23 protein-coding genes are annotated in these 23,912 nt (G+C 46.8%); 1 reads left to right on the forward strand and 22 read right to left on the reverse strand.

The window, feature by feature from the left end:
• Positions 1-654 (forward strand): methylthioribulose 1-phosphate dehydratase, encoded by a 654-nt coding sequence (locus Q0V21_RS02930; RefSeq protein WP_301877509.1) that lies wholly within the window; start codon positions 1-3, stop codon positions 652-654.
• A gap of 134 nt (positions 655-788) precedes the next feature.
• Here Q0V21_RS02930 and Q0V21_RS02935 read toward each other — a convergent pair whose 3' ends face one another.
• From Q0V21_RS02935 to mgsA, 22 genes are all read right to left on the reverse strand, one after another.
• A complete protein-coding gene (locus tag Q0V21_RS02935) occupies positions 789-2,084 on the reverse strand; it encodes a multi-tm2 domain protein (protein ID WP_301877510.1) in 1,296 nt (431 codons plus the stop codon).
• A gap of 37 nt (positions 2,085-2,121) precedes the next feature.
• Positions 2,122-2,574, reverse strand: a complete 453-nt coding sequence (locus tag Q0V21_RS02940; protein ID WP_301877511.1) for a hypothetical protein — start codon at positions 2,572-2,574, stop codon at positions 2,122-2,124.
• Positions 2,564-3,067: an RNA polymerase sigma factor gene (locus Q0V21_RS02945; protein ID WP_301877512.1), complete on the reverse strand. Its 504-nt coding sequence runs from the start codon at positions 3,065-3,067 to the stop codon at positions 2,564-2,566. Before Q0V21_RS02945 ends, Q0V21_RS02940 begins: the two co-directional genes overlap by 11 nt.
• A gap of 280 nt (positions 3,068-3,347) precedes the next feature.
• The gene (locus Q0V21_RS02950; protein ID WP_079349386.1) at positions 3,348-4,052 is read right to left on the reverse strand and encodes a DnaD domain-containing protein; all 705 of its coding nucleotides are present in this window, start codon (positions 4,050-4,052) and stop codon (positions 3,348-3,350) included.
• A gap of 17 nt (positions 4,053-4,069) precedes the next feature.
• The gene (asnS, locus tag Q0V21_RS02955) at positions 4,070-5,365 is read right to left on the reverse strand and encodes an asparagine--tRNA ligase (protein WP_053780723.1); all 1,296 of its coding nucleotides are present in this window, start codon (positions 5,363-5,365) and stop codon (positions 4,070-4,072) included.
• Between the two features lie 102 nt (positions 5,366-5,467).
• A complete protein-coding gene (locus Q0V21_RS02960; RefSeq protein ID WP_079349388.1) occupies positions 5,468-6,673 on the reverse strand; it encodes an acetate/propionate family kinase in 1,206 nt (401 codons plus the stop codon).
• Positions 6,670-7,542: a 3-hydroxyacyl-CoA dehydrogenase family protein gene (locus Q0V21_RS02965; protein WP_024630618.1), complete on the reverse strand. Its 873-nt coding sequence runs from the start codon at positions 7,540-7,542 to the stop codon at positions 6,670-6,672. The genes Q0V21_RS02960 and Q0V21_RS02965 overlap by 4 nt, the downstream gene beginning before the upstream one ends.
• Before the next feature lie 133 nt (positions 7,543-7,675).
• Positions 7,676-9,178 carry an AAA family ATPase gene (locus Q0V21_RS02970; RefSeq protein WP_301877515.1) on the reverse strand — a complete coding sequence of 501 codons (1,503 nt, stop codon included), beginning with the start codon at positions 9,176-9,178 and terminating at the stop codon, positions 7,676-7,678.
• Positions 9,171-9,698 carry a hypothetical protein gene (locus Q0V21_RS02975; protein WP_079349389.1) on the reverse strand — a complete coding sequence of 176 codons (528 nt, stop codon included), beginning with the start codon at positions 9,696-9,698 and terminating at the stop codon, positions 9,171-9,173. Before Q0V21_RS02975 ends, Q0V21_RS02970 begins: the two co-directional genes overlap by 8 nt.
• A gap of 303 nt (positions 9,699-10,001) precedes the next feature.
• Positions 10,002-10,532, reverse strand: a complete 531-nt coding sequence (locus Q0V21_RS02980) for a cell wall elongation regulator TseB-like domain-containing protein (protein WP_079349390.1) — start codon at positions 10,530-10,532, stop codon at positions 10,002-10,004.
• A gap of 41 nt (positions 10,533-10,573) precedes the next feature.
• Entirely contained in the window at positions 10,574-11,878 is a 1,305-nt protein-coding gene (locus tag Q0V21_RS02985) for an amidohydrolase (protein WP_285080483.1), read from the reverse strand.
• On the reverse strand, positions 11,865-12,518 hold the full coding sequence (locus tag Q0V21_RS02990; protein ID WP_053780717.1) for a redox-sensing transcriptional repressor Rex: 654 nt from the start codon (positions 12,516-12,518) through the stop codon (positions 11,865-11,867). The genes Q0V21_RS02985 and Q0V21_RS02990 overlap by 14 nt, the downstream gene beginning before the upstream one ends.
• Before the next feature lie 243 nt (positions 12,519-12,761).
• Complete coding sequence (gene dinG, locus Q0V21_RS02995; protein ID WP_301877518.1) at positions 12,762-15,623, reverse strand: ATP-dependent DNA helicase DinG; 2,862 nt, start codon at positions 15,621-15,623, stop codon at positions 12,762-12,764.
• A 142-nt stretch (positions 15,624-15,765) separates the two neighbouring features.
• A complete protein-coding gene (locus Q0V21_RS03000; RefSeq protein WP_301877520.1) occupies positions 15,766-16,419 on the reverse strand; it encodes a tetratricopeptide repeat protein in 654 nt (217 codons plus the stop codon).
• 93 nt (positions 16,420-16,512) lie between these two features.
• Positions 16,513-16,896 carry an aspartate 1-decarboxylase gene (gene panD, locus Q0V21_RS03005; RefSeq protein WP_024630626.1) on the reverse strand — a complete coding sequence of 128 codons (384 nt, stop codon included), beginning with the start codon at positions 16,894-16,896 and terminating at the stop codon, positions 16,513-16,515.
• Entirely contained in the window at positions 16,889-17,785 is an 897-nt protein-coding gene (gene panC, locus Q0V21_RS03010) for a pantoate--beta-alanine ligase (RefSeq protein WP_301877525.1), read from the reverse strand. The genes panD and panC overlap by 8 nt, the downstream gene beginning before the upstream one ends.
• Positions 17,782-18,657 carry a 3-methyl-2-oxobutanoate hydroxymethyltransferase gene (gene panB, locus Q0V21_RS03015; RefSeq protein WP_079349393.1) on the reverse strand — a complete coding sequence of 292 codons (876 nt, stop codon included), beginning with the start codon at positions 18,655-18,657 and terminating at the stop codon, positions 17,782-17,784. Before panB ends, panC begins: the two co-directional genes overlap by 4 nt.
• A 340-nt stretch (positions 18,658-18,997) precedes the next feature.
• Positions 18,998-19,975 carry a biotin--[acetyl-CoA-carboxylase] ligase gene (locus Q0V21_RS03020; protein ID WP_301877526.1) on the reverse strand — a complete coding sequence of 326 codons (978 nt, stop codon included), beginning with the start codon at positions 19,973-19,975 and terminating at the stop codon, positions 18,998-19,000.
• The gene (locus Q0V21_RS03025; RefSeq protein ID WP_301877528.1) at positions 19,962-21,260 is read right to left on the reverse strand and encodes a CCA tRNA nucleotidyltransferase; all 1,299 of its coding nucleotides are present in this window, start codon (positions 21,258-21,260) and stop codon (positions 19,962-19,964) included. Before Q0V21_RS03025 ends, Q0V21_RS03020 begins: the two co-directional genes overlap by 14 nt.
• Before the next feature lie 81 nt (positions 21,261-21,341).
• Positions 21,342-22,502: an N-acetyl-alpha-D-glucosaminyl L-malate synthase BshA gene (bshA, locus tag Q0V21_RS03030; protein ID WP_024630631.1), complete on the reverse strand. Its 1,161-nt coding sequence runs from the start codon at positions 22,500-22,502 to the stop codon at positions 21,342-21,344.
• Positions 22,503-22,598: 96 nt separating this feature from the next.
• Positions 22,599-23,300 carry a bacillithiol biosynthesis deacetylase BshB1 gene (gene bshB1 / locus Q0V21_RS03035; RefSeq protein WP_285080465.1) on the reverse strand — a complete coding sequence of 234 codons (702 nt, stop codon included), beginning with the start codon at positions 23,298-23,300 and terminating at the stop codon, positions 22,599-22,601.
• Positions 23,297-23,737 carry a methylglyoxal synthase gene (gene mgsA / locus Q0V21_RS03040; protein WP_109998459.1) on the reverse strand — a complete coding sequence of 147 codons (441 nt, stop codon included), beginning with the start codon at positions 23,735-23,737 and terminating at the stop codon, positions 23,297-23,299. Before mgsA ends, bshB1 begins: the two co-directional genes overlap by 4 nt.
• Positions 23,738-23,912 lie beyond the last annotated feature (175 nt).

The following is a 23,912-nucleotide window of genomic DNA, read 5'->3' on the forward strand; positions in this document are numbered from 1 at the left end:
ATGGGTTTTGAAAAGATTACATTGGAACACAAACGCCAGGTGCTTGAAGAGCTGGCTGATATCAAAGCGCTGTTTGCCAGCCGTAACTGGTTCCCAGGTACAAGTGGCAACCTGTCGATGCGTGTGGGCGACTTCGACCCGGAGCAATTTTACTTTGCGGTTACAGCTTCGGGCAAAGACAAATCTCTCCGCACACCGGAAGATTTTCTGTTTGTGGACAAGCATGGCAAAGCCATTGAGACCACAACCCTGAAGCCGAGCGCTGAAACGTTGATTCACTGCGAAATCTATCGTTTAACCGGCTGTGGCGCCGTGTTCCATGTGCATACCGTATTTAACAACCTGATCAGTGAGTTCTTTGGAGCAGATGGACACGTACCGATTCAAGGAATCGAATTGATCAAAGCTTTTAACATCTGGGAAGAAAATGCGGAGATTCGTGTACCGATTCTGCCTAACTTCGCGGATATTTCATCCATCGCTGAATTGGTACCAGATGTACTTGATACTAATGTGCCAGGGATTTTGCTGCGTAATCACGGTATTTATGCGTGGGGTAAAGATGCTTTTGAAGCGAAACGTCATCTGGAAGCGTTCGAGTTCCTGTTCGAAGTGATGTACCGTCAACTTCTACTAAAGGGCGCTACGAAATAGAAATTATTCCATTCAAAATTAAGGCTGCACAACCAAAAACACGCCGAGGCTGGTTTACATAGCCCCTGGCGTGTTTTTAGTTTATAGAAAATTCCCGTTTTCCAATACCGTTTGTGTACAGCTGCGAATGAATCCTACAGTCGATCATCCCGATCTTTAAATAAAAAGAGGCTGTCTGCTCCCTCCTCATTCCGATGAACCGCACTATTCGTACTCGCCCCACGCTGCTTGCCGAACAACAGCTTCAGACCACCAAAAATGAGCAGTAAGGACACAATGACGGTGTTCACATACGAACGAATCTCGTACGTCATAAATACATTGGGGAACATCTCATTCAGCTGTGGAATGACCAATCGGATGACCAGATAATACAGACCCAACGCTGCAATACCGAATCCAATCAGTCGTTGGTGACGGGCCCAGTCCTTAAAAATGGGCTGATCGGTCAGCGGTTCACGGCCGTAACGACTCGAGCACTGGAGCCCGTCAAAGAAACTATAGAACCAGATCAACGGGATCATAAACAAAAATACCGATAAGCGAAGCAGGTCCAGAATATAAATGCTGCCAAGAAACAGGAACATCAATTGCATGCCTCTTTTTTGCAGTCCCAGATACAGATGACCCGCACCCGGAAAAGCTGATAACAGCGTTGCAAGCACTTTACTGCGTCGTCCCGATGCCCTGCCCATCTCCAGTTCCTCGAACAAGGTCCGATCCTGCAACACCTCACCTGCCTGCTTGCGATGGACGTGCTGTACTGCATCAAACATGCAGTACACCCAAATGACAGGCAGAATGAGCAAGAACATCAGAAATACGGATTCATTCGTAATGGAAGCTACAAAAACCATCATGGCAAATGAACCGAAGAACGCAATCAGGAACGATAATCCGCGATGTAACAATCCGAGATGGAGATGTCCCAGACCTGGAACAAACGAAAGCAAAATCGTGAAGAATCGTTCGCTATCACTACCTTTTCGATAGAGCGGTTGACCATACTGCCCTTGGGGGATGCCATACTCACTGCCTTGATGCTGATGTATTCCTTCTTGGTCCATTTCCATCTGTCCCAAGTGGCCTTCCTGATCAGCGTATTCTCCTTGGTATGCCGCCCCCTGATGTGGTCCACTGTAATGTGCGCCATATCCATGGTAGCGGGCATCACTTGGAGATGGCGCACGGAGCAGAACGATAATCATATCCAGCATGCTGACACACCAGAAGAATATGGCACCCAAGGCCCCGAGAATCATTAATTCCCTTTCTCTCACCAGCATGGCCAGCATAAACGAACCAACAGCTGTCCCAAAAAAGAGTAATGGATAGATTACAGCTCTGGCAGGCCGACCCCAGTACAGAAAACCAAGACCCGGTATCAGGTTTAATAGGAATGCAAGTAATTTGTTACGATCTGATTGCACAGTCGTCATCCTTTCTTTTCAGGCAATGCGAAACAATTTATGGTCTAGGCTTGAAGTGATCCAGCCAGGAAGTGGCTGCTTCCGTCCATTTTTCCGTAAATGACCCCCTGTGATCACCGTCCTGGAACTTATGATAAGGCGCTACCTTGTCAAACAGTCCCGAGGAGAGGAAGATTAACGTCAGACAAGCCGCTACCGCATAATGAAATACCTTGTGATCCATCCAGAGCCGGCTTCGTCCTGAACGCGATTTGCGCTTTGGCTTGGAGGGTTGCATATCCTTAATTTGATTCATGACCGAATCGGCGAAGCCTGCCGGGTCCTTCAGTTGTGGCAACTCCCGATGAATGCCGAGTGCTTCGAGATAGTTGTACATAGCTTCTGGAACGTCCATAAGCACTTGTTCCATCATAGTTGCCTCGTTTGCTGTCATTCGGCCTTCAATATAATCAGTCCATTCCTGGACGGTATACATCCTTTTATTCCTCACGCCACTCATCCTCCTTCCAATGATTTCGAATCCACTGCCGGGCACGATACAGACGGGACTCCACGGTTTTCACTGCCACCTGTGCATCACGGGCAATCTGCTCATAATTTTTTTCGCTTAAGTAATACGCAGTAATAATGTCCCTGTGCTGGGCAGGCAGCTGGTTGATTCGCTCGCGCAACTTCTCCTGACGCTCTTCACGCACGAGGCGGGCAAGAACATCTTCTTCGAGACCGGGCATGTTCATTATTTTTTCTTCTCCGCCCAGATCCTCAGCGCTTCGTCTGCCCAGCTTGCGTTTGGCATCAATGGCTTTGTGAAAAGCAATTCGGGTTAACCACGTTTTGAAACCTTCGGATCGGTAATCGGGGAGAGATTTAACCATTTGAATGAACGCCTCCTGCGCTGCATCCTGTGCTTCCTGATCGTTCCGCAATACGGAATAGGCCACATGGTACACATGCTGGCTGTACTTTTCGATCAACAAGCGCATCTGGGATGTATCGCCTTGACGGATTTGTTCGATTAAGCGCGCTTCATCAATGACTCTCCCCTCCTCTCCACTACAATAGACGACAACTTGTTTGTTGACCCCTGCGTATTCATTCAATTTTTTATAAAAAGGTTGTGCATTGCCTGAAAAGGTCAGTTTCTTCGGGAATTTAACATGTCTAAATTAACATCTCTATAATCTAAAAAAACAGGCTCAGAATATCTTCTGGCCTGTTTTTGATTTATTCTGAATGAAGTTGTTGTCTAATCTAACATTGGTGTTAACGTCCTCCGTTACGAAACCGCAGCGTATATGCCTTGGCGTCCTGCACATTCTTCACGCGGTTACGGCTCCATTCAAGCAGAATTCGGTCGATATACCGGAAATGGACTTTACCAGCAAACACCGCTTCCTTCAATGCCATGAGAATCAGTTCCTCCTGATAGCGATCCTGATCCAACCAGCTGGATATAGTCTCGCATTCCATCGGGGAAAGCGGGCGGCCAAATTCTTTTTCAAAAATAGAGAACATGTTTCGTTCTTCCTCTTCTTTTTGAACACTGTTCGAATCCGGGCGCAATGCATTACTGTCCAGCTGCTGCTTACGCGCAACGGCCATATCCTCTGCTGTACATCCTGCCAGCTTGGCATATAATCCATGCAGATCATAACGTTCATATTGAATGTCACGCTCTTCATCCCGATGCTCGTCAATGTGAATGTACCCGTCTCTCATGAGACGTTGCAGCATTCTGGCGATGCCTTCAGGCGCAAGACCCATACGGGTAGCAAGCTCTTCAAGCGTTGGAAACTCATTGAATTCGACTTGCCGGAATCCAAACAATTGAATCAGCAGAAGCACCTCTGCGTCACTTAACCCCAGCTGATGATAATAGCGCAATAAAGCATATGGGAGCTGCGCTGTCCCTGATGCCATACCGTAAGCTACTCCATTCAACCAGGCTTTGGAGCCGGTTTCTTCCATGGACTCACGGTTAAGCATTAAGGGTACAGACGATAGAGCATACGTGGGAATGCAATTGTCTCACGTACGTGATCCAATCCACAGATCCATGCTACCGTCCGCTCCAATCCCAGACCGAAGCCGGAGTGAGGAACCGATCCATATTTACGCAAGTCCAGATACCACTGATATGCCTCTTCCGACAATTGATGCTCATCAAAGCGCTGCTGCATCAGTTCCGGATCATCGATACGCTGGGAACCACCAATGATCTCTCCGTATCCTTCTGGTGCGATCATGTCTGCACAGAGGACCACTTCAGGACGATTTGGATCAGGTTTCATGTAAAACGCCTTGATTCCAGCCGGATAATGTGTGATAAAGACCGGTGTATCATATTTCTCGGCAATTGCCGTTTCATGCGGAGCACCGAAGTCTTCTCCCCAAGGAATATCGAAGCCTTGTCCATTCAGGAACTCAATCGCTTCATCATACGTAATGCGCGGGAACGGAGCAACAATGTTCTCAAGCTTGGATACATCACGTCCGATGGACTCCAGTTCAGCACGGCAGTTTTTCAGAACCGTTTGAACGACGTGAGCAATAAACTTCTCTTGCACCCGCAGGCTCTCCTCGTGATCCACAAAAGCCATCTCCGGCTCAATCATCCAGAACTCGATCAGGTGACGACGTGTTTTGGATTTCTCAGCACGGAATGTAGGGCCGAAGGAATACACTTTACCCAGTGCCATCGCCGCAGCTTCCATATAGAGCTGTCCACTTTGTGTCAGGTAAGCATCTTCATCAAAGTATTTGATGTGGAACAAGTTCGTTGTTCCTTCAGCAGATGAAGGGGTAAGAATCGGAGGATCAACCTGTGTGAATCCGTTACCATCAAAGAACTGCTGAACAGCGCGGATAATCTCCGCACGAATAACCATAATCGCACGTTGTTTCGTCGAACGCAGCCATAGATGGCGATGATCCATCAGGAAGTCTACCCCATGCTCTTTCGGAGTAATTGGATAATTTTCAGTCAGATGGATAATTTCCACGCCAGTAACCGTCATCTCATAACCAGATGCACTGCGTGGCTCTTCGCGGATAATACCTGTAACATACAATGAACTTTCTTGAGTCAGGCTCTTGGCAGCATTCCAGATATCTTCGCTGACTTCACTCTTAACCACTACCCCTTGAATATATCCGGTTCCATCACGCAGTTGCAAAAATTGAATTTTGCCGCTGGAACGTTTGTTGTTAATCCAGGCGCCGATCTTAACCGTCTCGCCCACATGCTCACTCACATTACGAATTACACAATCCGTACTCATGCACATATCTCTCCTTGGAATCCTGAATTTGAAAATGCAGCGGGCAGGCATATGCCTGTCCCCTGCACTTCCTTGTCATGCTATATTCACTTTACAATTAGATTACAGAGAATTCAATACGATTCGATGTGTATCTCTTGCAATTACCAATTCTTCGTTCGTAGGAACGACGAGAACGTCCACTTTGGAATTCGCGGTTGTGATACGACGTGGTTCTCCCGAGCGAATCGCATTCAGCGCTTCATCCAGTTCAACGCCCAGGTACGTGAGCTGCTCACATACTTTTTGGCGAAGAACAACGGAATTTTCACCTACACCAGCCGTAAATACAATCACGTCTACACCGTTCATTGCTGCTGCATAAGAACCGATGTATTTACGCAGACGGTATTCATACATCTCGAATGCAAGCGTGGAGTTGGCATCGCCAGCCTCCATACCCTCCGTGATTTCACGCATGTCGCTGCTGATGCCGGAGATTGCAAGAAGTCCGCTATGTTTGTTCAACATGGAGTTTACTTCGCTCACGCTTAGTTCTTCCTTGTTCATAACATAAGGTACAATTGCCGGATCAAGGTCACCACTACGTGTTCCCATCATCAATCCTTCGAGTGGAGTCATCCCCATGGAAGTATCTACGGATACGCCGCCCTGCACAGCAGTTACGCTACCACCATTACCGACGTGGCATGTGATGATCTTCAGATCTTCCAATGGACGATCCAGGTATTCAGCTGCTGCCTTGCTTACGTAATCATGGGAAGTACCATGTGCGCCATAGCGACGAACCTTATACTTTTTGTAAAGCACACGTGGAATGGCATACAGATATGCTTTTTCCGGCATCGTTTGATGGAAAGCCGTATCAAAGACCATGACCTGTGGTACGCCCGGCATATTCGCTTCAGCCGCACGAATACCCATCATTGCTGCAGGGTTATGCAGTGGAGCCAGATCGAAAAGGCGGCGGATTTCTGCTTTGGAAGCAGTATCGACCAAGGCCGATTCCTTAAATGCTTCACCACCATGAACCACACGATGTCCAACAGCCTGGATTTCATCCACAGAACCGAGCACACCGTTTTCTTTGTCTGTCAGGATGTCAATAACTTTACGAATCGCTGTTGTATGTTCCAAAATTTCGCTAACTTCGGTAACATCCTCACGGCCCGTTGGTTTGTGTGTCAGAATGGAAGAATCCATCCCGATCCGTTCTACCAGACCTTTTGCCAATACGGATTCATCCGTCATGTTATACAATTGATATTTGAGCGAGGAACTTCCCGCATTAATTACGAGTACTTTCACAGCCGGTCACCATCCTTGTCGTACTTGAAGAATCCTTCGCCTGTTTTGACACCCAGGTGTCCTGCACGCACCATTTTTTTCAGGACCGTGGAAGGACGATATTTCAACTCACCGAATTCACGGAACATTCTTTCGAGTGCAGCTTCTACCGAATCCAGTCCGAAACGGTCTGCCATCTCAAGTGGTCCGTGCTGGAAGTTATATCCGATACGCATAGCGTCATCAATATCTTCAGCGGAAGCGACACCTTCCTGCAATACATGCAGTGCTTCGTTAATCAAAAGACAGATCAGTCTGGACGTAACAAATCCAGGCGATTCATAGATCATAACGCCTTTTTTGTCTGCTACTTCTTCCACAAAACGTCTAGTTTCTTCAAATGTGGAATCTGAGGTTTTCAGACCACGAATAATCTCTACAAGATCAACCCGGGAAACCGGGTGAATAAAGTGCATACCAATAACACGCTCTGGGAATTTGGTCGAGCTTGCAAGCTCAGTCAAACTCAGCGTGGATGTATTACTTGCAAGAATAACGTTGCTTGGGCAAACTTGGTCGAGTTGACTAAATACCGCTTTTTTCGCGTCCAGATCTTCGGAAATGGTCTCAATAACCATATCGCAAGATCCGAGTTCAGCCAAATGAGCAACTTTGGTAATACGGGAGAGAATCAATTTCTTCTCCGCTTTCGTAATAGCCCATTTCTCCAGTTGTTTGTCAAGATTGGTCTCAATCATGTTATATGCATGATCCAGCTTCTCCGTCGTATGCTCCACCAGAAGCACATCAAGTCCTTTGGCTGCAAGCATCTGGGAAATACCTTGTCCCATCGTGCCGCCGCCGACAACTCCTATCTTTTTGAAAAACATGGTTCTGCTCCATCCTTTCGGTTCTCTATTTCTCTATTGTACCCTGTTCGCCGAAAATTACAAATTTCGACCCAACATATAATAATATCTTAGCACGAGTGAAATGTAAAAAAAAATAACCGACATAAATAAATTATGCCGGTAGAAGGGCGCTGTCACGAAATTGACAACGAAATTGATCGCCAGACAATACTTCTTCCCTGAGCAGCGTGTCGAGGGAATTGTCGAATATTGTCCGCTGTTCTTCAAGCAATCGTTTGGTCTGTTCCATCAGGTCTTGCAGGATCAATTTGTTCTCCCGCATCAACTCTTCCGTCGTTACCATATCCATATTAACAATACCCAACGAAGTAAGTCCGGAAGCCATCATCGTCTGTACCACATTCGTTGCTTGTTCAAAGTCATTACGTGATCCTGTACTGCGTCCACCGTAATACATTTCCTCTGCTGCCGCACCACCGAGGGCAATCATGATCTGCTCTTCCAGGAAACGCTTTGTGTACAGAAATTGTTCTTGCTGCGGGTTATGACGTACATATCCCAGGGCCTGTCCACGCGGACTGAGTGCAACCTGACTCACACTGCCAGGACGAACCAGTTCAGCCATAATGGCATGTCCCAATTCATGAATAGCCACTCTTTTTTTCTCTTCCACGCTGGATTCGCGGTCCGTCTTCTCACCCATCATTACTTTATCAATCGCAAGGGACAGATGACGCTGTTCAATGTTGAGCAGCCCGTCTCTCATCGCATAAATTGCAGCTTCGTTCATCACACTTTCCAGCTGTGCTCCAGAGAAGCCATAGGATTCTTCGGCTGTCTTCTCAAGATTTACCCCTTCCAAAAGAGGCTTATTGACTGCATGCAGCTCCAATATGTGTTTTCTGCCTTTTTTATCCGGCAAGTCCACCTGAATATGACGGTCAAAACGTCCTGGACGCGTCAGTGCGCTATCCAGCATTTCTTTTCGGTTTGTAGCGGCGATCACGAGTGTTCGCGGTGTTTCGGAAGAGTAGATGCCATCCATTTCCGTCAACAGCTGATTCAGCGTCTGATCATATTCACGCTGTTGTCCACCTTCCCGTTTTCCACCGATCACATCAATTTCATCGATAAATATAATGGCATTTTCTTTATTTTCTTTTGCAGCACGAGTTCTCGCATCCCGAAACAAATCCCGTATTCTGCCGGCACCCACACCGACATACATTTCAACAAACTCACTGCCTGAAGCAGCTACAAAAACAGAGTCGGTATAATGAGCAGCAGCTTTGGCCATCAAGGTTTTGCCTGTTCCAGGAGGACCTGTGAGCAAAATCCCTTTCAAAGGACGAATACCAAACTTCTGAATTTCCTCATGTCGAATGAGAAAATCAAGCGCTTCCCTCAGCTCCTGCTTCGCACTCTCCTGACCGCCAATTTCTTCAAAAGTCAGCTTGGACGGTCCTTTTTTCTTGCGTTTGCGTTCCTGACCCGCACCCACCGTAATTCCACCACGCATTTGCATCATGAGCAGCAAAGCTCCCACAATCATTGCAGCGATCAGAATGGGAATCATGTTTACACCGATAAAAGCGAGAAAGATAATTAATACGGGTACAAATCCAATGGCAATTTCTTTCGTCCATTTAGGCATTTGGCCACACTCCTATCTGACCGGGCACACGCGGTAGAATAATAAACTTGCTGGCATCTCCATCTCTGAGGCTGACATATACATTATTGTCATCCATGGCTGTGTTTACCTTGATCCCATTCGTAGCCATTTTAGACAAGGTCGGTGTAATCTCGGTGTATTGTTTGCTCTCCATAGCCTGAGCTACGGTAAACATGGCGCTACCCCACCAGCTTTCCAGCGCTTCGTTGGAATGATCCACGACATCCAGCTTCAACGAACGAGTGCCAATCAGGGTTTGTCCTTCTTTGTGAATATATTGTACCAACCTGCCCAAATCAACATCCGGCTGCAGATCGAGTTTCAACTGTACATCATTGTGGTTAATAGTTAATTGTACATCATTGACTCCATCGTACTGGGTAACCATCTTTTCAATTGGGCTTTGCACAGCCACATGACGATACACAAACCAACCTCCAAACAACACAACGGCTGAAATGACGGCAGTCAGAGCAATAGGCAATACTTTTATCTTCAAGTGAGTCACCCCTCCTATAATTTGGCCCATTCTATAGCTTGTAGGCAAGAATATGAATATGTGTACGTAAAGTCCTGTGATGTGTCTAACAGGATTTATTTGTGTATGATGTATCCTTGAATACATATTTGAGTATATCACATCGTATATACAATATCTAAGGCGAAAATATGAATAAATTATTAATTTTAACTATTCAAATCCAAAATGATCAAGAAAACACGTCAAAGAACCGGTCCAGTCGGGTTTCCGTCTGCCGGTTCTTTACTGTATTCTTTTTAGAAAATAGTACGTCTGCTGATTCTAGCTATTCGGAATCGTATAGACCAGGTCAACCTGTTCCCCGTTACTAAAGCGGTAAAACCTATAATAATTGTGAGTAGCATCGTTATAATACACTTGCCATACATAGATTCCATTCACAACACCTGGCATGATTCGTTTGATCTCCCCGCCTGGAACTTCAGAGCTGAACCGATTTCGAATCTGTGCTTCAGACATGCCGTTCTTCAGCAGTTCACTGTGCACCGCATTGGTCCCTGTCACAGGCTTGTTATTTTCATCAAACTTGATCCACACCAATACATCCTGGTTATCCTTATTTTTACCGATCAGGGTCCAGTATATGTTGTCTCCGCCGTCTTTTTGCCCCCAGACATACTTACGCAGGTCTTCGTGTGACGTAATACCGACCTGTTCCTGGGCCGCCTGTATGGCCAACGCCTCTTCCTTGCGCTGATCCTGAGTAACATAGACATAATAACGCTGAAGTCCAAACAGAATCAGAACCAGGAGCAGCAGCGAAATCCATATCCACTTCTTTTTTTTCTTCAAAAGCCGAACTTCCTTTCCCTATGACGATGCTGTCCTTGGAATTAACGGGCAAGCAGACCGTCAAATGCCAGTTGAGACTCACGCAAAATACGCTCTTCATCCATCGTAAGACATTCGCCATGTTTAACCACTTGTTTACCATCCACCCACACATGCTCTACATCTTTGGCTGATGCGGAGTATATGGTATGGGAAATCAGATCCGTATGCGGATAGAAATGGGCCTGTTCAATATTCAAGGCGATGAAGTCAGCCTTCATGCCTGTTTGCAGTGCTCCTGTATTGTTCAGGAATATGGATTTGGCACCATACGAAGTTCCAAGCAGAAGTGCTTCCCCTGCTGGCACTGCGGTAGGGTCACCGGACACACCTTTGTGAATCAAAGCAGCAAGTCTCATCTCTTCAAACATATCGAGGTTATTGTTACTTGCTGGTCCATCTGTTCCGAGGGACACGGTCACCCCTGCTTTCAGCAGATCAGGTACTCGTGCAACACCCGAAGCCAATTTCAGGTTACTGCCTGGATTGTGGGAAACTGCTACATCATGTGATGCAAGAATTTCGATCTCTTCATCATTCAGATGTACCGCATGTGCAACCAGAGATGGACGGGAGAAAAATCCTAGCTTCTCCAGATGTGCAACCGGACGTTGACCGTAATCAGCCACGTTCTGTTCCACTTCACGAAGCGTTTCAGACATATGCGTATGCAAAGGCAGATTCAGGTCATGAGCAACCTGTACCAGCTTCTCTATGTAATCTGGAGGACAAGTGTAAGGTGCGTGTGGAGAAATTACGGTTGTAATTCTTCCGTCTGCTTGTCCATTCCATTGACGGGCAAATGCTGCGGATTCTTCCAGCTTGCGCTGTTGTTCTTCCGCTGAGCAAAGTCCGATTACCCCACGTGCCAGAGCAGCCCGAACGCCGGATTGTTCCACCACTTTTGCAACCTGATCCATATGATCATACATATCCAGGAATGCTGTTGTTCCACCTTTCAACATTTCAAGTACGGAAAGTGATGTGCCCCAATATACGTCTTCAGACGTCATTTTGGCTTCCATTGGCCACATTTTCTCCTGCAACCATACTTGTAATGCCAAATCATCTCCATGACCTCTCAGAAGCGACATGGCCGCGTGACCATGCGTATTGATCAGACCCGGCAAGAAGAGCAGTCCTTTTCCGTCCACCTTTGTCAGACTTTCGTCTCCTTCCGGCAAAGTCTCACCAATATGCACAATCTTGTCATTCTCGACAACCATATAACCTTGAACCACTTTCCAATTCGTGCCCTCACTGACGGCAAATTTGCCGTTGTGAATTACCCATCTATTTGTCGTCATCTTCCTCGTCGTCCTTTCCATTCTCCAAATAATAAGCAAGGCTAAGCAGATCCGTCGTAAAATCGGCATGATGAATACGAATATGCGGCGGGGTCTTCAGGATCGTTGGCGCAAAATTCAGAATCGCTTCAATTCCTGACTCAATCAACTGATCGGCAACATTTTGGGCTTCCGTATCCGGAACCGTGATAATCCCTATACGAATGTTATCTTTTTTGACCGAATCCGTTAATTCATTCATCGGTTGCACCGTCAGACTGTTAATTTGACTTCCAATCTTCGGACCGTAGGCATCAAATACAGCGACAATCTTCATGTTGTCTTTGAGGTAGGCATTGTAATTGGACAAAGCGTGTCCCAAATTACCTGCTCCGACAAGAGCTACATTGATCTGCTGGTCTATTTTCAGAATATGGCGGATCTTCTCGATGAGATATGAAACGTCATATCCGATCCCTTTACGACCAAAGTCACCGAAGTAAGCCAGGTCTTTACGAATCTGAGCCGGATTCAAATCCAGTCTCAATCCAAGTTCTTGTGAAGAAACCGTATTGACTTCGCGCTGATGCAGTTCATTCAAATAACGCAAGTAAACAGGCAATCTTCGCACCACGGCTTCCGAAATTTTATCTGATTTCATTCAATTGCTCCCCCTTACCAAGGCCACGATAGATAGATAGATGAAAAGAATGAGCACCCTGTCTAAAACGATGCAAAAAGATGACTGAATTAAACAGGATGCTCTTTGTTATATAATGGATAATTGCTTAAATTACTTCTTTAATCGCTTTACTCACTATTCATGAAACGAATGAATGATATTGCTCAATTTTACCGCCAAATAGTGGCTTCATGCAATCATATAAGCTACAGAGCATAGCTGTTATTGCTGTTCATCGGTTGGTCTCTCAAGCCATTCCGAAATGCGAGGAACCATCTGCTCTGTGAGCATGTGTTCCATTTTGGGACCTGGTAATGAATATAAAAAGTACTTGCCATAATATGCTTCAATGACACGTGTATCGTATACAATCACAATACCTCTGTCCTTACCCGTACGAACCAGTCTGCCGAATCCCTGTTTGAAGCGGATAACGGCTTGCGGCACGGACAGCTTCATAAACGGATTTTTCTTCTGTTGTTGCAAAAGCTCACTCTTTGCTTCAACTAATGGATGATTGGGTGGCTGGAACGGCAGTCTGACAATTGCAAGACAGGTCAGAGCCTCTCCGGGAATGTCCACTCCTTCCCAGAAGCTGCTTGTGCCAAGAAGTACAGTCGCTTTCGCATCTTGGAAGCGACGTGTAAGCTTGGAACGGCTGCCGCTGTCCACCCCTTGCCCGAGCAAAGAGATATCATTACCTGACAAGGCCTCCTTAAGCGGGTCATAGACCTGGCGCAGCATGCGGTAGGAGGTGAACAGCACCATCATGCGTCCACGAGTGGCGATAGCCGTTTCCGCGAGCGAATGCACGAGCATATCCACAAAGTGGGCATCACCTACACTGCCCTTCACACTTGGGAAATCACGCGGAATGACGAGCAGGGCCTGTTCGCGATAGTTGAATGGTGACGGCAGCATGGATGTCAACAAGCGGTTATTCTCGGCAGCTTCCTGCAAGCCCAGCTGTTCGATCATGAATTGAAATGACTTGTCAACGGAGAGCGTAGCCGATGTAAGCACAACGCTTTTCTTTTTATCAAAGAACATATCCTTCAATTGCGCACTGACATCGACAGGAACGGCATAGAGCTGCAGTGATTTACTGCGGAATTGGCCGCTAGCCTCCATCCAGTACACGGTATTGGCATCATCCATGCGCATGAAGAAACGCAGATTATCCTTGATCGTTGCCAAGTCCTTGAGCAGTCCTGAGATATCCGTAATCAGACTATCGGACTGATAATCATCCTGATCTTCTTTCACTTCAAGCAGCAGCTTGTCGCCTTTACGAATCAAATCGCCTAGGGTTACATAGATTTGGTTTTCTACATCCTGCAACTCCTGCCATTTAGCCGGTTTTTGCGAAGGCTTCAGTCTAAGTGAAAATTGTCCAGTCTCGCCTGGAGAAGCATCGCTACGTTCAGGCAGCAGGCCGAACAGTGTATCGCTTAGTCGATCCCATATCTCCTTAACTTCAACGGCAAGCGGGAACATCTGATCGATCATGGAGCTCCACTGTACCGATTTTTCATGACCCGACAGTTGAGAACGAAGCATCGGCAGTTGGCCATTACGGCTATCTTTAAACAGTCGGGTCAATGTATGAACCAACGTAAAATACTTCATGTGAAGACCAAGATGCTTACCTGCTACATCCTCCAGATGATGTGCTTCATCAATGACAAGACTTTCGTAGGCTGGCAGCAGCTGATGTGCTGCTTTGACATCCGTAAACAATTTCGAATGATTCGTAATGACGATATCGGACAGCCCGGCTTCATGTTTGGCCCGATGATAGAAACATTTGCGGAACCAAGGACAGGAGCGTCCAAGACAGGATTCAGACTCACTCTGTACCGTCTCCCAGAAGTCTCCACCGCGCCCGCTTAGATTAAGCTCCTCGTCGTCTCCAGTCTCCGTCTGGGTAAGCCAGACAATCATCTGAGCTGCTGTAAAATAATCCTCTTTCGGTGTAGCGAATTCACGTTTATTGATTTTATGCTCAAACTTACGCAGACACAGATAGTGCCCACGTCCTTTGAACACCGCTGCCTTGAACGGGAACGGAACCACTTGGGTCAGCATAGGAATATCCCGCTCTCTCAATTGCTCCTGCAGGTTGATGGTATGTGTACTGACCATTACTTTCTGTTCCTGTTTCACACTTTCATAGATGGCAGGCAACAAATAACCAAGCGATTTGCCTGTACCCGTTCCAGCTTCAATCAATAGATGCTTCTCTTCATCCAACGCTTGTCGTACACTGCTGAACATCTGAGTTTGTGCCTCACGCTCCTCATAATGGTCCAGCGTCTCCTTCAGGTTATCTCTAACCTGATCCATAAACTGCTCGAAACTTACGTTTTCCAGCGGGTTACCCTCCCGCTCATCACGTGGTGAACCTATATCAGTCCAGTCACTCACGTTCAGGGCGAGCTGGCGATAATACGTATGACCATCCAGGTCCTGAATCGGCTCTGATTCCTTCTCAGTACGCATTCCGTCGAAGAACCAACCCAAGTCACTATCTTCTGGCGCAAACAGATCACTGAGGCGCTGAATCGTGATCAGAGGCAATGCACGCAGCTCATCGAGACACTTCAGTAATACAAAAGCTGTCGCAAGAGCATCACTATCTGCCTGATGAGGGCGGTCATGCTGAAATCCGAATTCTGAAGACACATATCCGAGTTGATAAGAGCCCAGTGACGGGAACGTGATCTTCAGGAAATCAATCGTATCCAGAATACGTCCGGTGAACGGCAGGTAACCGCAGCGATCGAGTGCATTTTGAAGAAAGTGAAAATCAAAAGCAACGTTGTGCCCAACAAGAACCACATCGTCGAGCAGCGGAACCATCTCCATCATCATCTCTTCCAATGAGGGAGCATCCGCTACATCTTCATCAGTAATACCGGTTAACCCCGTAATAAACGGAGGAATCGGTACACCTGGGTTCACATAAGAACTATATATTTGAGTTATGCTGTAGTCATGATCTATGATGGCAAGTCCGGCTTGTATAATCTCACCGTCGGACTGCGTGCCGGTTGTTTCGAAATCCAATACGGCAAATTTCATTGCAATGTACGGTCCCTTCCATTCCAGTCTATGTTACAGCATAGCAAAAAAAAGGGCATTTGAAAATTAACTGACAAAAAAGGCGGTGTCCCCTCCGCTATGCCAGAGGAGGGAACACCGTCTTTATGCCGCCGAATGGCCCTTAATTTAAGGCTGTCAGCTGATTTGCATATTGCAATTTTCCGCTGTTTAATCGACAGGCTTCCATGTTATACAGCGGTTCGGTCAACGTCGGGTCATACTGAAGCGCCTGCGCAAATAGTGAACATGCACCTTCAGGATTCGCGAGTTTAGCCTCAATACAGCCCAGGACGTTACATACCAGTCCCTTCAATCTCGGCGAACCGTTCAGATGCATAATCCGCTGCAAGTGTATTCCAGCTTCCTCGGTTTGTTCCAGGTTAAGATGAGCAAGAGCCAGGTAAAACCGAGTCAATGCACTTTCCGGATAGTCGGTCACAACCCTGGAAAATTGCATAATAGCCTGCGGGTACATTTGCAGTTTGAAATAACCCTGACCGCGACTGAAACACTCCAGATGCAGTTCTGGCATTGCGGTAACAGCTTCCTGTTCAGGCTCAAGGGAGGCGGGCTTATCTTTATCCAATTCCCGTTCCCTTACCTGGCTCATTTTTTCTTCAAACATCAGCCACTCATCAATCATCCCGTCACTCATCCGCTTGAGCAAATTCCACTTTTGCAGCAATTCCTGTTTGCTTAGGCCTTCAGCAGAAGGGTAGCGCTTGATAATTTCATCTAACATGTCGTTCATTTCTGCGAAAACATGCTGGAACATCGATGCATCCCCACCCTTGAAAAAATGGATTAGTGCAGTGACCTTTACTCATTTTTTGTAGAATGGGTCGATTTCATTCCCCTTACCAGTCGATTACATAATCGTCGCATGAACTTCGTGCTTCATCGTTTGCACAGGTTTATTCTGTCCATCCACAAATACAACCGTAGGTTTGTGATTATTTGCCTCTTCTTGAGACATCATTGCATATGAAATGATAATGACGGTATCGCCAGGCTGTACCAGACGGGCTGCTGCTCCATTCAAACAGATGACACCACTTCCACGTGGCCCTGGAATGACATAGGTTTCCAGACGGGCACCATTGTTGTTATTCACAATTTGTACTTTCTCATTTTCCATTAGATCAGAAGTTTCCATCAGATCTTCATCAATGGTAATGCTACCCACATAGTTCAGGTTTGCTTCTGTAACGGTTGCCCGGTGAATTTTGGATTTCATTAGTGTTCTAAACATGGGACAGCACCTCCGATTTTTGCAGTCGTATATTGTCAATCAATCTGGTTTTGCCGAATTTTACTGCAAGTGCGATCAGCAGATCGTCCCGGCCAAGAACTTTTTCCTGATCCGCAAGTGGCTCCAAACTTGGAAAAGCCTGAATTTCAGCATAATCAATCACGGCCATTGGTGAACGTTCAATGTTCTGGCGCAATATGCCCCGGATATCCGCTGCTGTCACAGCCGACCCTGCATCTACAGCTTCCTGTGCCACACGCAGTGCCTTGGACAGAACAAGAGCTTCCTGACGTTGTTCGGTGCTGAGGTACACGTTCCGAGAACTAAGCGCCAAACCATCACTTTCACGGACAATAGGACAAGGTACAATCTCTACTGCCATGTTCAAATCGTTAACCATCTGTTGGATCACAGCAACCTGCTGTGCGTCCTTCATGCCAAAAAATGCACGCTGCGGTTGTACAATATTAAACAGCTTCGAGACGACCGTAGTTACTCCGTCAAAATGACCCGGACGGGAAGCACCGCATAAGCGATCCGTTAAACGGGAAACCGATACGGTCGTTTGTGTAGGCTGTGGATACATCTCTTCAACAGAGGGAATAAATACGATATCCACTCCTTTTGCACGTGCTGTTTCCACATCTCTGGCTTCATCCCTGGGGTAACTGTCAAAGTCTTCATTGGGACCGAATTGAATCGGATTTACAAATATGCTCAAAACCACGATATCACTTTGTTGTTTGGCCGCATGCATCAAACTTGCATGGCCTTCATGAAGAAATCCCATCGTAGGCACAAGTCCTACAACCGACTCTCTGGACTGAATCGACTGACGCTGCAAGCTAAGTTCTTGTCTTAATTCTGCGATTGTCCGTATCACTTTCATACGCTGGTCTCCACCTTTTCTTTACGTTGTCCGTACAGTTGATCTAGAACGCCGTCAGCAGCGGTAAATACATGCTCTTCGGCCGGGAACGAACGGTCCTTAACTTCTTTCACATAGGATTCAATGCTATTGCGAATCAATGTACCTACGTCTCCATACGTTTTGACAAAGCGTTTTGGCGTGTATGGGGAAGCATACTGAACCACATCATGGAATACCAGTACCTGACCATCACATCCTCTGCCTGCGCCTATACCAATCGTAGGAATAGTCAGTTCTTCCGAGATCGCTCTTGCCACTTCTTCAGTGACCAATTCCAGTACAATGCCGAAAGCTCCGGCCGCTTCAAGCGCCTTGGCCTCGTCCAAGAGACGTCTGGCATCTGCAGCATCCTTGCCCTGAATGCGATAACCACCAATTTGATTCACGGATTGAGGAGTCAGTCCAATATGTCCAAGAACAGGCACACCAGCTTGAACAACCGCTTTTACCGTATCTGCGATTTCGAGACCGCCCTCCATCTTGACCGCATGTGCATGTCCTTCCTGCATCAGGCGACGGACACCTTTGAGTGTCTCGTCCACGCTGCCATGGTACGTCATAAAGGGCATATCAGCAACGATAAACGTATTTCCCGCACCACGCACTACAGAGCGTGTATGGTACACCATATCGTCAATCGTAACAGGTAAGGTAGAGTTATAACCCAGCACCACGTTCCCCAGTGAATCACCCACCAGAATCAGATCGATACCTGCTTCCTCAGCCAATTGAGCTGTCGGATAATCGTAAGCTGTAATCATACTAAGCGGCACGCCGTCCTGCTTATATTTTTTCATTTTCACAATATTCAATGCTTGTTTGTTTGCCATTTTTCGCCATGGCTCCTCTCATCTTTTCAATTTAAACGCAACAAAAAAACCTTTTAGTTTCCACTAAAAAGTCCCGAAAAGTCAAAAAAGAGTCACTTGCGATCGTCCCTTCTGTCTCGGTCCTCTTCGGCTCAGAGCAGAATCCAACAACTCACTTTATTCATTTATTACCATTCCTGCCTTGTCACTGCAACAAATGTAAAGCAGAACAAAGCATACTATTGCCGGAGTGCAATTCGGTCTGTAATAGCCGATATCGCCTCACGAACACAGTATACCAAAGTTCTGCCCAAAGTTCACGTCTTATGTTCATTTTGACGGTGTAAATTCGACAAATTGTTTAATTTACCAATGAAACTTCACCAGAGTAAACCGAGACACGCTCACCGTTTGGCTTCTCCACAATCAATGCTCCAGAAGGATCAAGGCCCATTGCTGTACCTTCGATGATGCCCTGTGGATTAGCCACCTTAATTTCACGATTCATGGATACGGACAAAGCTTCCCAGAGTGAAGAGATCACACCGAAGCCTTCCTTTTGATAAAAAATATACAAACGCTCCAATTCCGAGAGAATGGCCGCTGCAAGTCTAGTCCGGTCTATGGTTTGTCCCGTCTCCATTTTGAGTGAAGTTGCAATGGATCTCAAATCTTCAGGATAATCCTTCGAATCGAAGTTAACATCAACGCCTATGCCCGCTACACAATAACGCACTTCGTGATCTTCAACAGTTGATTCAAGCAGTATCCCACATACCTTCCGACCAGCTATCAAAAGATCATTAGGCCATTTGATCCCGGCATCTGCACCTGTATATGACCGAATAGCACGACACACGGCCACACCCGTTAATAAGGTCAGCTGTGGTGTATTTTGCAGAGCAAGTTCCGGGCGCATAAGAACGCTCATCCAGATACCTCTCCCGGGTGGGGAGAACCATTTACGCCCAAAGCGGCCTCGCCCTCCCGTCTGTTCTTCCGCCAGAACAACTACTCCTTCGCTCTGCCCTTGCTCAGCCATCTGCTGAACATCACCTTGGGTGGACAACGTGGAATTCAGGATTATGGCTTTCCGGCCAAACACTGTTGTTTCCAGTGCCAGCTGAAGCGCAGTGGCATCAATGCTGTCCGGTTTCGTGACCAAGCGGTACCCTCTGCGAGATACGGCTTCAAACTCATAACCCATGTCACGCAGTTTGTTTACGTGCTTCCACACGGCTGTTCGGCTAATGGACAGGTTGCGACTGATCTCTTCACCAGACACAAACTCCCCCTCTGCATTCAGCAACATATGTAACAGATCCTCATGCTTTGTCATCTGCAGCCACCCGCTTTACTTCGTTGGTCAGCATGTCATGCTGATTCGCTATATTTCCGATCGCAGTCTCTCTTAGGAGATGTTTCATCAGTTGTCCCAGCCATGGTCCGCCTTTGCGTCCAAGTTGCTGCAAAACGTTCTCACCCGTAATATGCAGATCTTTCAGTTCATACACCTTCATGGATTGACTCCATGCAGCACCCCTGGACTGTATTACAGCAATCTGTTCTTCGTGCAGAACCTCATGTTCTCGCCAGCCTGTTGGAAGCAGTCGTTGAATCATGAGCCAGTCCTCTGTCGCCTGACGTCCGCTAGACAGCACAGTTACAATCCATTCTGAACGCAGTGCCTCTTCGTCCTTCTGCTCTTGTACGACAGCCTTGATTAACTGTTCGACCTGGAGAACTCCACTGATGCGGGAACGATCATCATTAGAAAATGTCCATTTTCGAAGTAATGCATCTGCTTCATCCCTGGTATAACGGCCGGCAATCAGCAGCATAGACCAGCGTAATAATACGTTCTCTTCTATCAATTGCTCCATATTGGACAGGAGGTCTTTATTGAATCGTTCCATGTAGATTGGTGCCTTCACATGCTCCAGCGCCTGGCTTCGAAACAGCAATTCCAGACCGTGCAGCGGATGTGGGCCTGCCATCATTTTCGCCATTTCGGTACGTACTCTTTCCATGGCGATATGTTGTAGCAGATCCTTTTGTCGAATTAGCCCCTTCCAGGTGTTGTGGGCAATTTTAAAATCAAATACCGAAGCAAAACGAACACACCGAAGCATCCGCAACGCATCTTCACCGAAGCGCTCAGTCGCCAATCCCACACATCTGACCCGTCCATCCTGAATATCCAACTGTCCACCAAAAGGATCAACGATATTTCCGTCCCGATCCACAGCGAGAGCATTCATCGTGAAGTCACGCCGCTGCAAATCCTCTTTGACATCCTGCACAAAATGAACGGCAGCAGGTCTTCGATTATCCTTATATTCGGATTCGGTGCGAAATGTTGTAACCTCAAAGTAAAAGCCTCCTGAACGAACAGTAACCGTTCCATGCTGGAGGCCCGTAGGAATACAATTTGCGAATAATTCCATGACTTGCTCGGGGGAAGCTGACGTGGTGATATCCATATCATCCACGCGACGTCCCAGCAATTCATCACGAACACAACCACCTACCCAGTAGGCGTCGTACCCTTTATCATTTAATGTCCGCAGCACCTGTTCACTTTGTCTTGCCATTTCAGGATCTACCTGTGTCCATTGAACCACTTATTATCACCTCATAACTACGTGTTGCTTGGTGTGGCTTACACAGATATATTTCCGCGATGGAACCATCCGATCTAATAATCAGCCACAAATCGGCTTCAGATTCGGAACTTCACGTCCCAGCACGCGGTAGTATATTTGTTCATATTCATGCCGAATGGCATCATTGCAGAAATCATGGTGTGCCCGTTTCAAGCACGCTTCTCTGAAATCCGCTATTAAACGGTCGTCCGTCAACAAACGAATTGTGTTCTCTGCCATTGATTGTGTGTCGCCGATTGGAGACAAAAATCCGGTCTTGCCGTGCAATACCAGTTCAGGGATACCCCCTGCCTGTGACCCAATGGTAGGGACACCACAAGCCATGGCTTCAAGTGCCACAAGTCCGAAGCTCTCTTTCTCCGACGGCAGCATCAACACATCAGCCATTGAAATGACTTGCGCAATATCATCCTGCTTACCCAGAAAATGAACCTTGTCATTCAGTCCAAGCTCATTAATCTTCCATTGAATCTTCGGCAAATCTGGCCCTTCTCCAACAAATAACAGTTTGGAAGGTACCTGTTCCTGTACCTGACGGAACACCTCCACCACATCCTGTGTTCTCTTCACAGGGCGGAAGTTGGAGATATGCATCAGTATTTTTTCGTGAGGAGCTGCGAAGTCTCTACGCAGACTCGCTGCATCACGTGGATAATAGATTCTTTTATCAATAAAGTTATAGGTCAGGTCGATGGGACGTCTAATATCCAGCAAATCGATTGTTTCACGAATCAAATCCTGTGATACTGCCGTAACAGCATCGCTCTCGTTAATGGCAAGTCGAATCAAATCCTTCAACGACTCATCCTGTGCCAGTACGGTAATGTCTGTTCCGTGTAACGTTGTTACCACCTTTAAATCCTCACCAACCATTTGCTTTGCCAAAAAGGCACATACCGCATGTGGCACCGCATAATGGACATGTAGCAGATCCAACTTCTGTGCTTTGGCTACTTGCGCCATCTTCGTGGCCAATGAGAGATCATATGGCGGATAACGGAAGACGTAATAATCATTGACCTCAACTTCATGATAAAAAATATTTTTCTGGAATGTACCCAGTCTGAACGGGATACTATTAGCAATAAAATGAACCTGGTGACCCTGTTCGGCAAGCAATTTGCCCAGCTCCGTTGCGACAACGCCAGACCCTCCGAGGGACGGATAACAGGTAATACCGATTTTTAGCTTTTGATCCATCCGGTGGACGCTCCTTTAATCTCCCGCTTGTGCAGGTTGATGTAATGCAACGGAAATGCAATTGATAACTAATTTATACGAGCAAGTTCGATCATTTTATGACTTGGCTGCTTGGCCAAATTGATGAACTACATAAGGTGTAATGCTAGCGAATCCTTCTGCATAAGGAATAAGGCTCCGCTGTCCAAGCAAAGAATCCCTAGCTCTCACACGTTCAATATACCCTTGAGTCAATGGAGTGGCAACTGCGCCTTCTCCCAATTCGAACTGGGAACGATAACTACGCAATGAATTTTCCTTTTGCTCATAGTGTTCCGTAATATCCACAATCAAATCCGTTGGTCCGATATCGTTGATGAAGTAAAAATACAATTCTTTCACCTGCACTGCGGGCATGTCTGGCTTATAGTTTCTAAGCTTGGCATTGAATACAGCCTCCTGCACCAATTTGCTGCACATTACATGATCCGGATGGCGATCCTCCCAATATGGCGCAAACACGATACGAGGCGCATGACGGCGTATCTCGGCCGTCACAGCCTCTATGTGTTCAGGAGTAATATACAGCCCGCGATCAGGCAAACCGAGATTGCTTCGACACGAAAGACCGAGGACGCGGGAGGCTTGCTCCGCTTCCTCGGCTCTGCGCTCTACTGTCCCGTTGGAAGACATCTCTGCCCGGGTCAGATCACACACGCCTACTTTCAGTCCCGCTGCAGTATGTTTGGCAATCGTTCCTGCCATCCCAATCTCTGCATCATCCGCGTGTGCACCGAATATGAGAATGTCCAAACTCATTGAGCATCACCCGAATTCAATCCACCCTCAGGCTTGTATTTATGTACAAGCTCTCTCCAGCCAAAATCACCGCGATCCAGTGCTTTAACAAGAATCTCTGCAGTTGCAATATTCGTGGCAAGCGGAATCCCCTGTACATCGCACAGACGCAGCAAAGCGTTAATATCTGGTTCATGCGGCTGTGCCATCAATGGATCACGCAGAAAAATAATCAGATCCATCTCATTTTGCGCAACCAAGGCTCCGATCTGTTGATCCCCGCCCAGTGGACCGGATTCAAACCGATGGATCTTTAATGAGGTTCCTTCCATAATACGAAGACCTGTTGTACCAGTCGAGTATAGTTGATGGTCTGTAAAAACATTTTCGTAGGCTGTCACGAAGTTAACCATTTCTTCTTTTTTGCGATCATGGGCAATAAATGCAATTTTCAACATGACAATCTCCTTTTAGTGTGTGTTCAAAAAGTCAGGTTTTCAGCACCAAGAAGGTTGGATGAAGCTAGGGACTGAGTAGCGGAGCGTAGGCGAACCTACGTGAGCAACGGAAGGCCCGGCTGAATTCAAGATTCGATGTTGTATCCGCTTCTCGAGTGACCTCGTGATCAAAAGT

The organism is Paenibacillus sp. 11B (assembly GCF_030487755.1).
GTDB classification, from domain to species: Bacteria; Bacillota; Bacilli; order Paenibacillales; family Paenibacillaceae; genus Paenibacillus; species Paenibacillus vandeheii.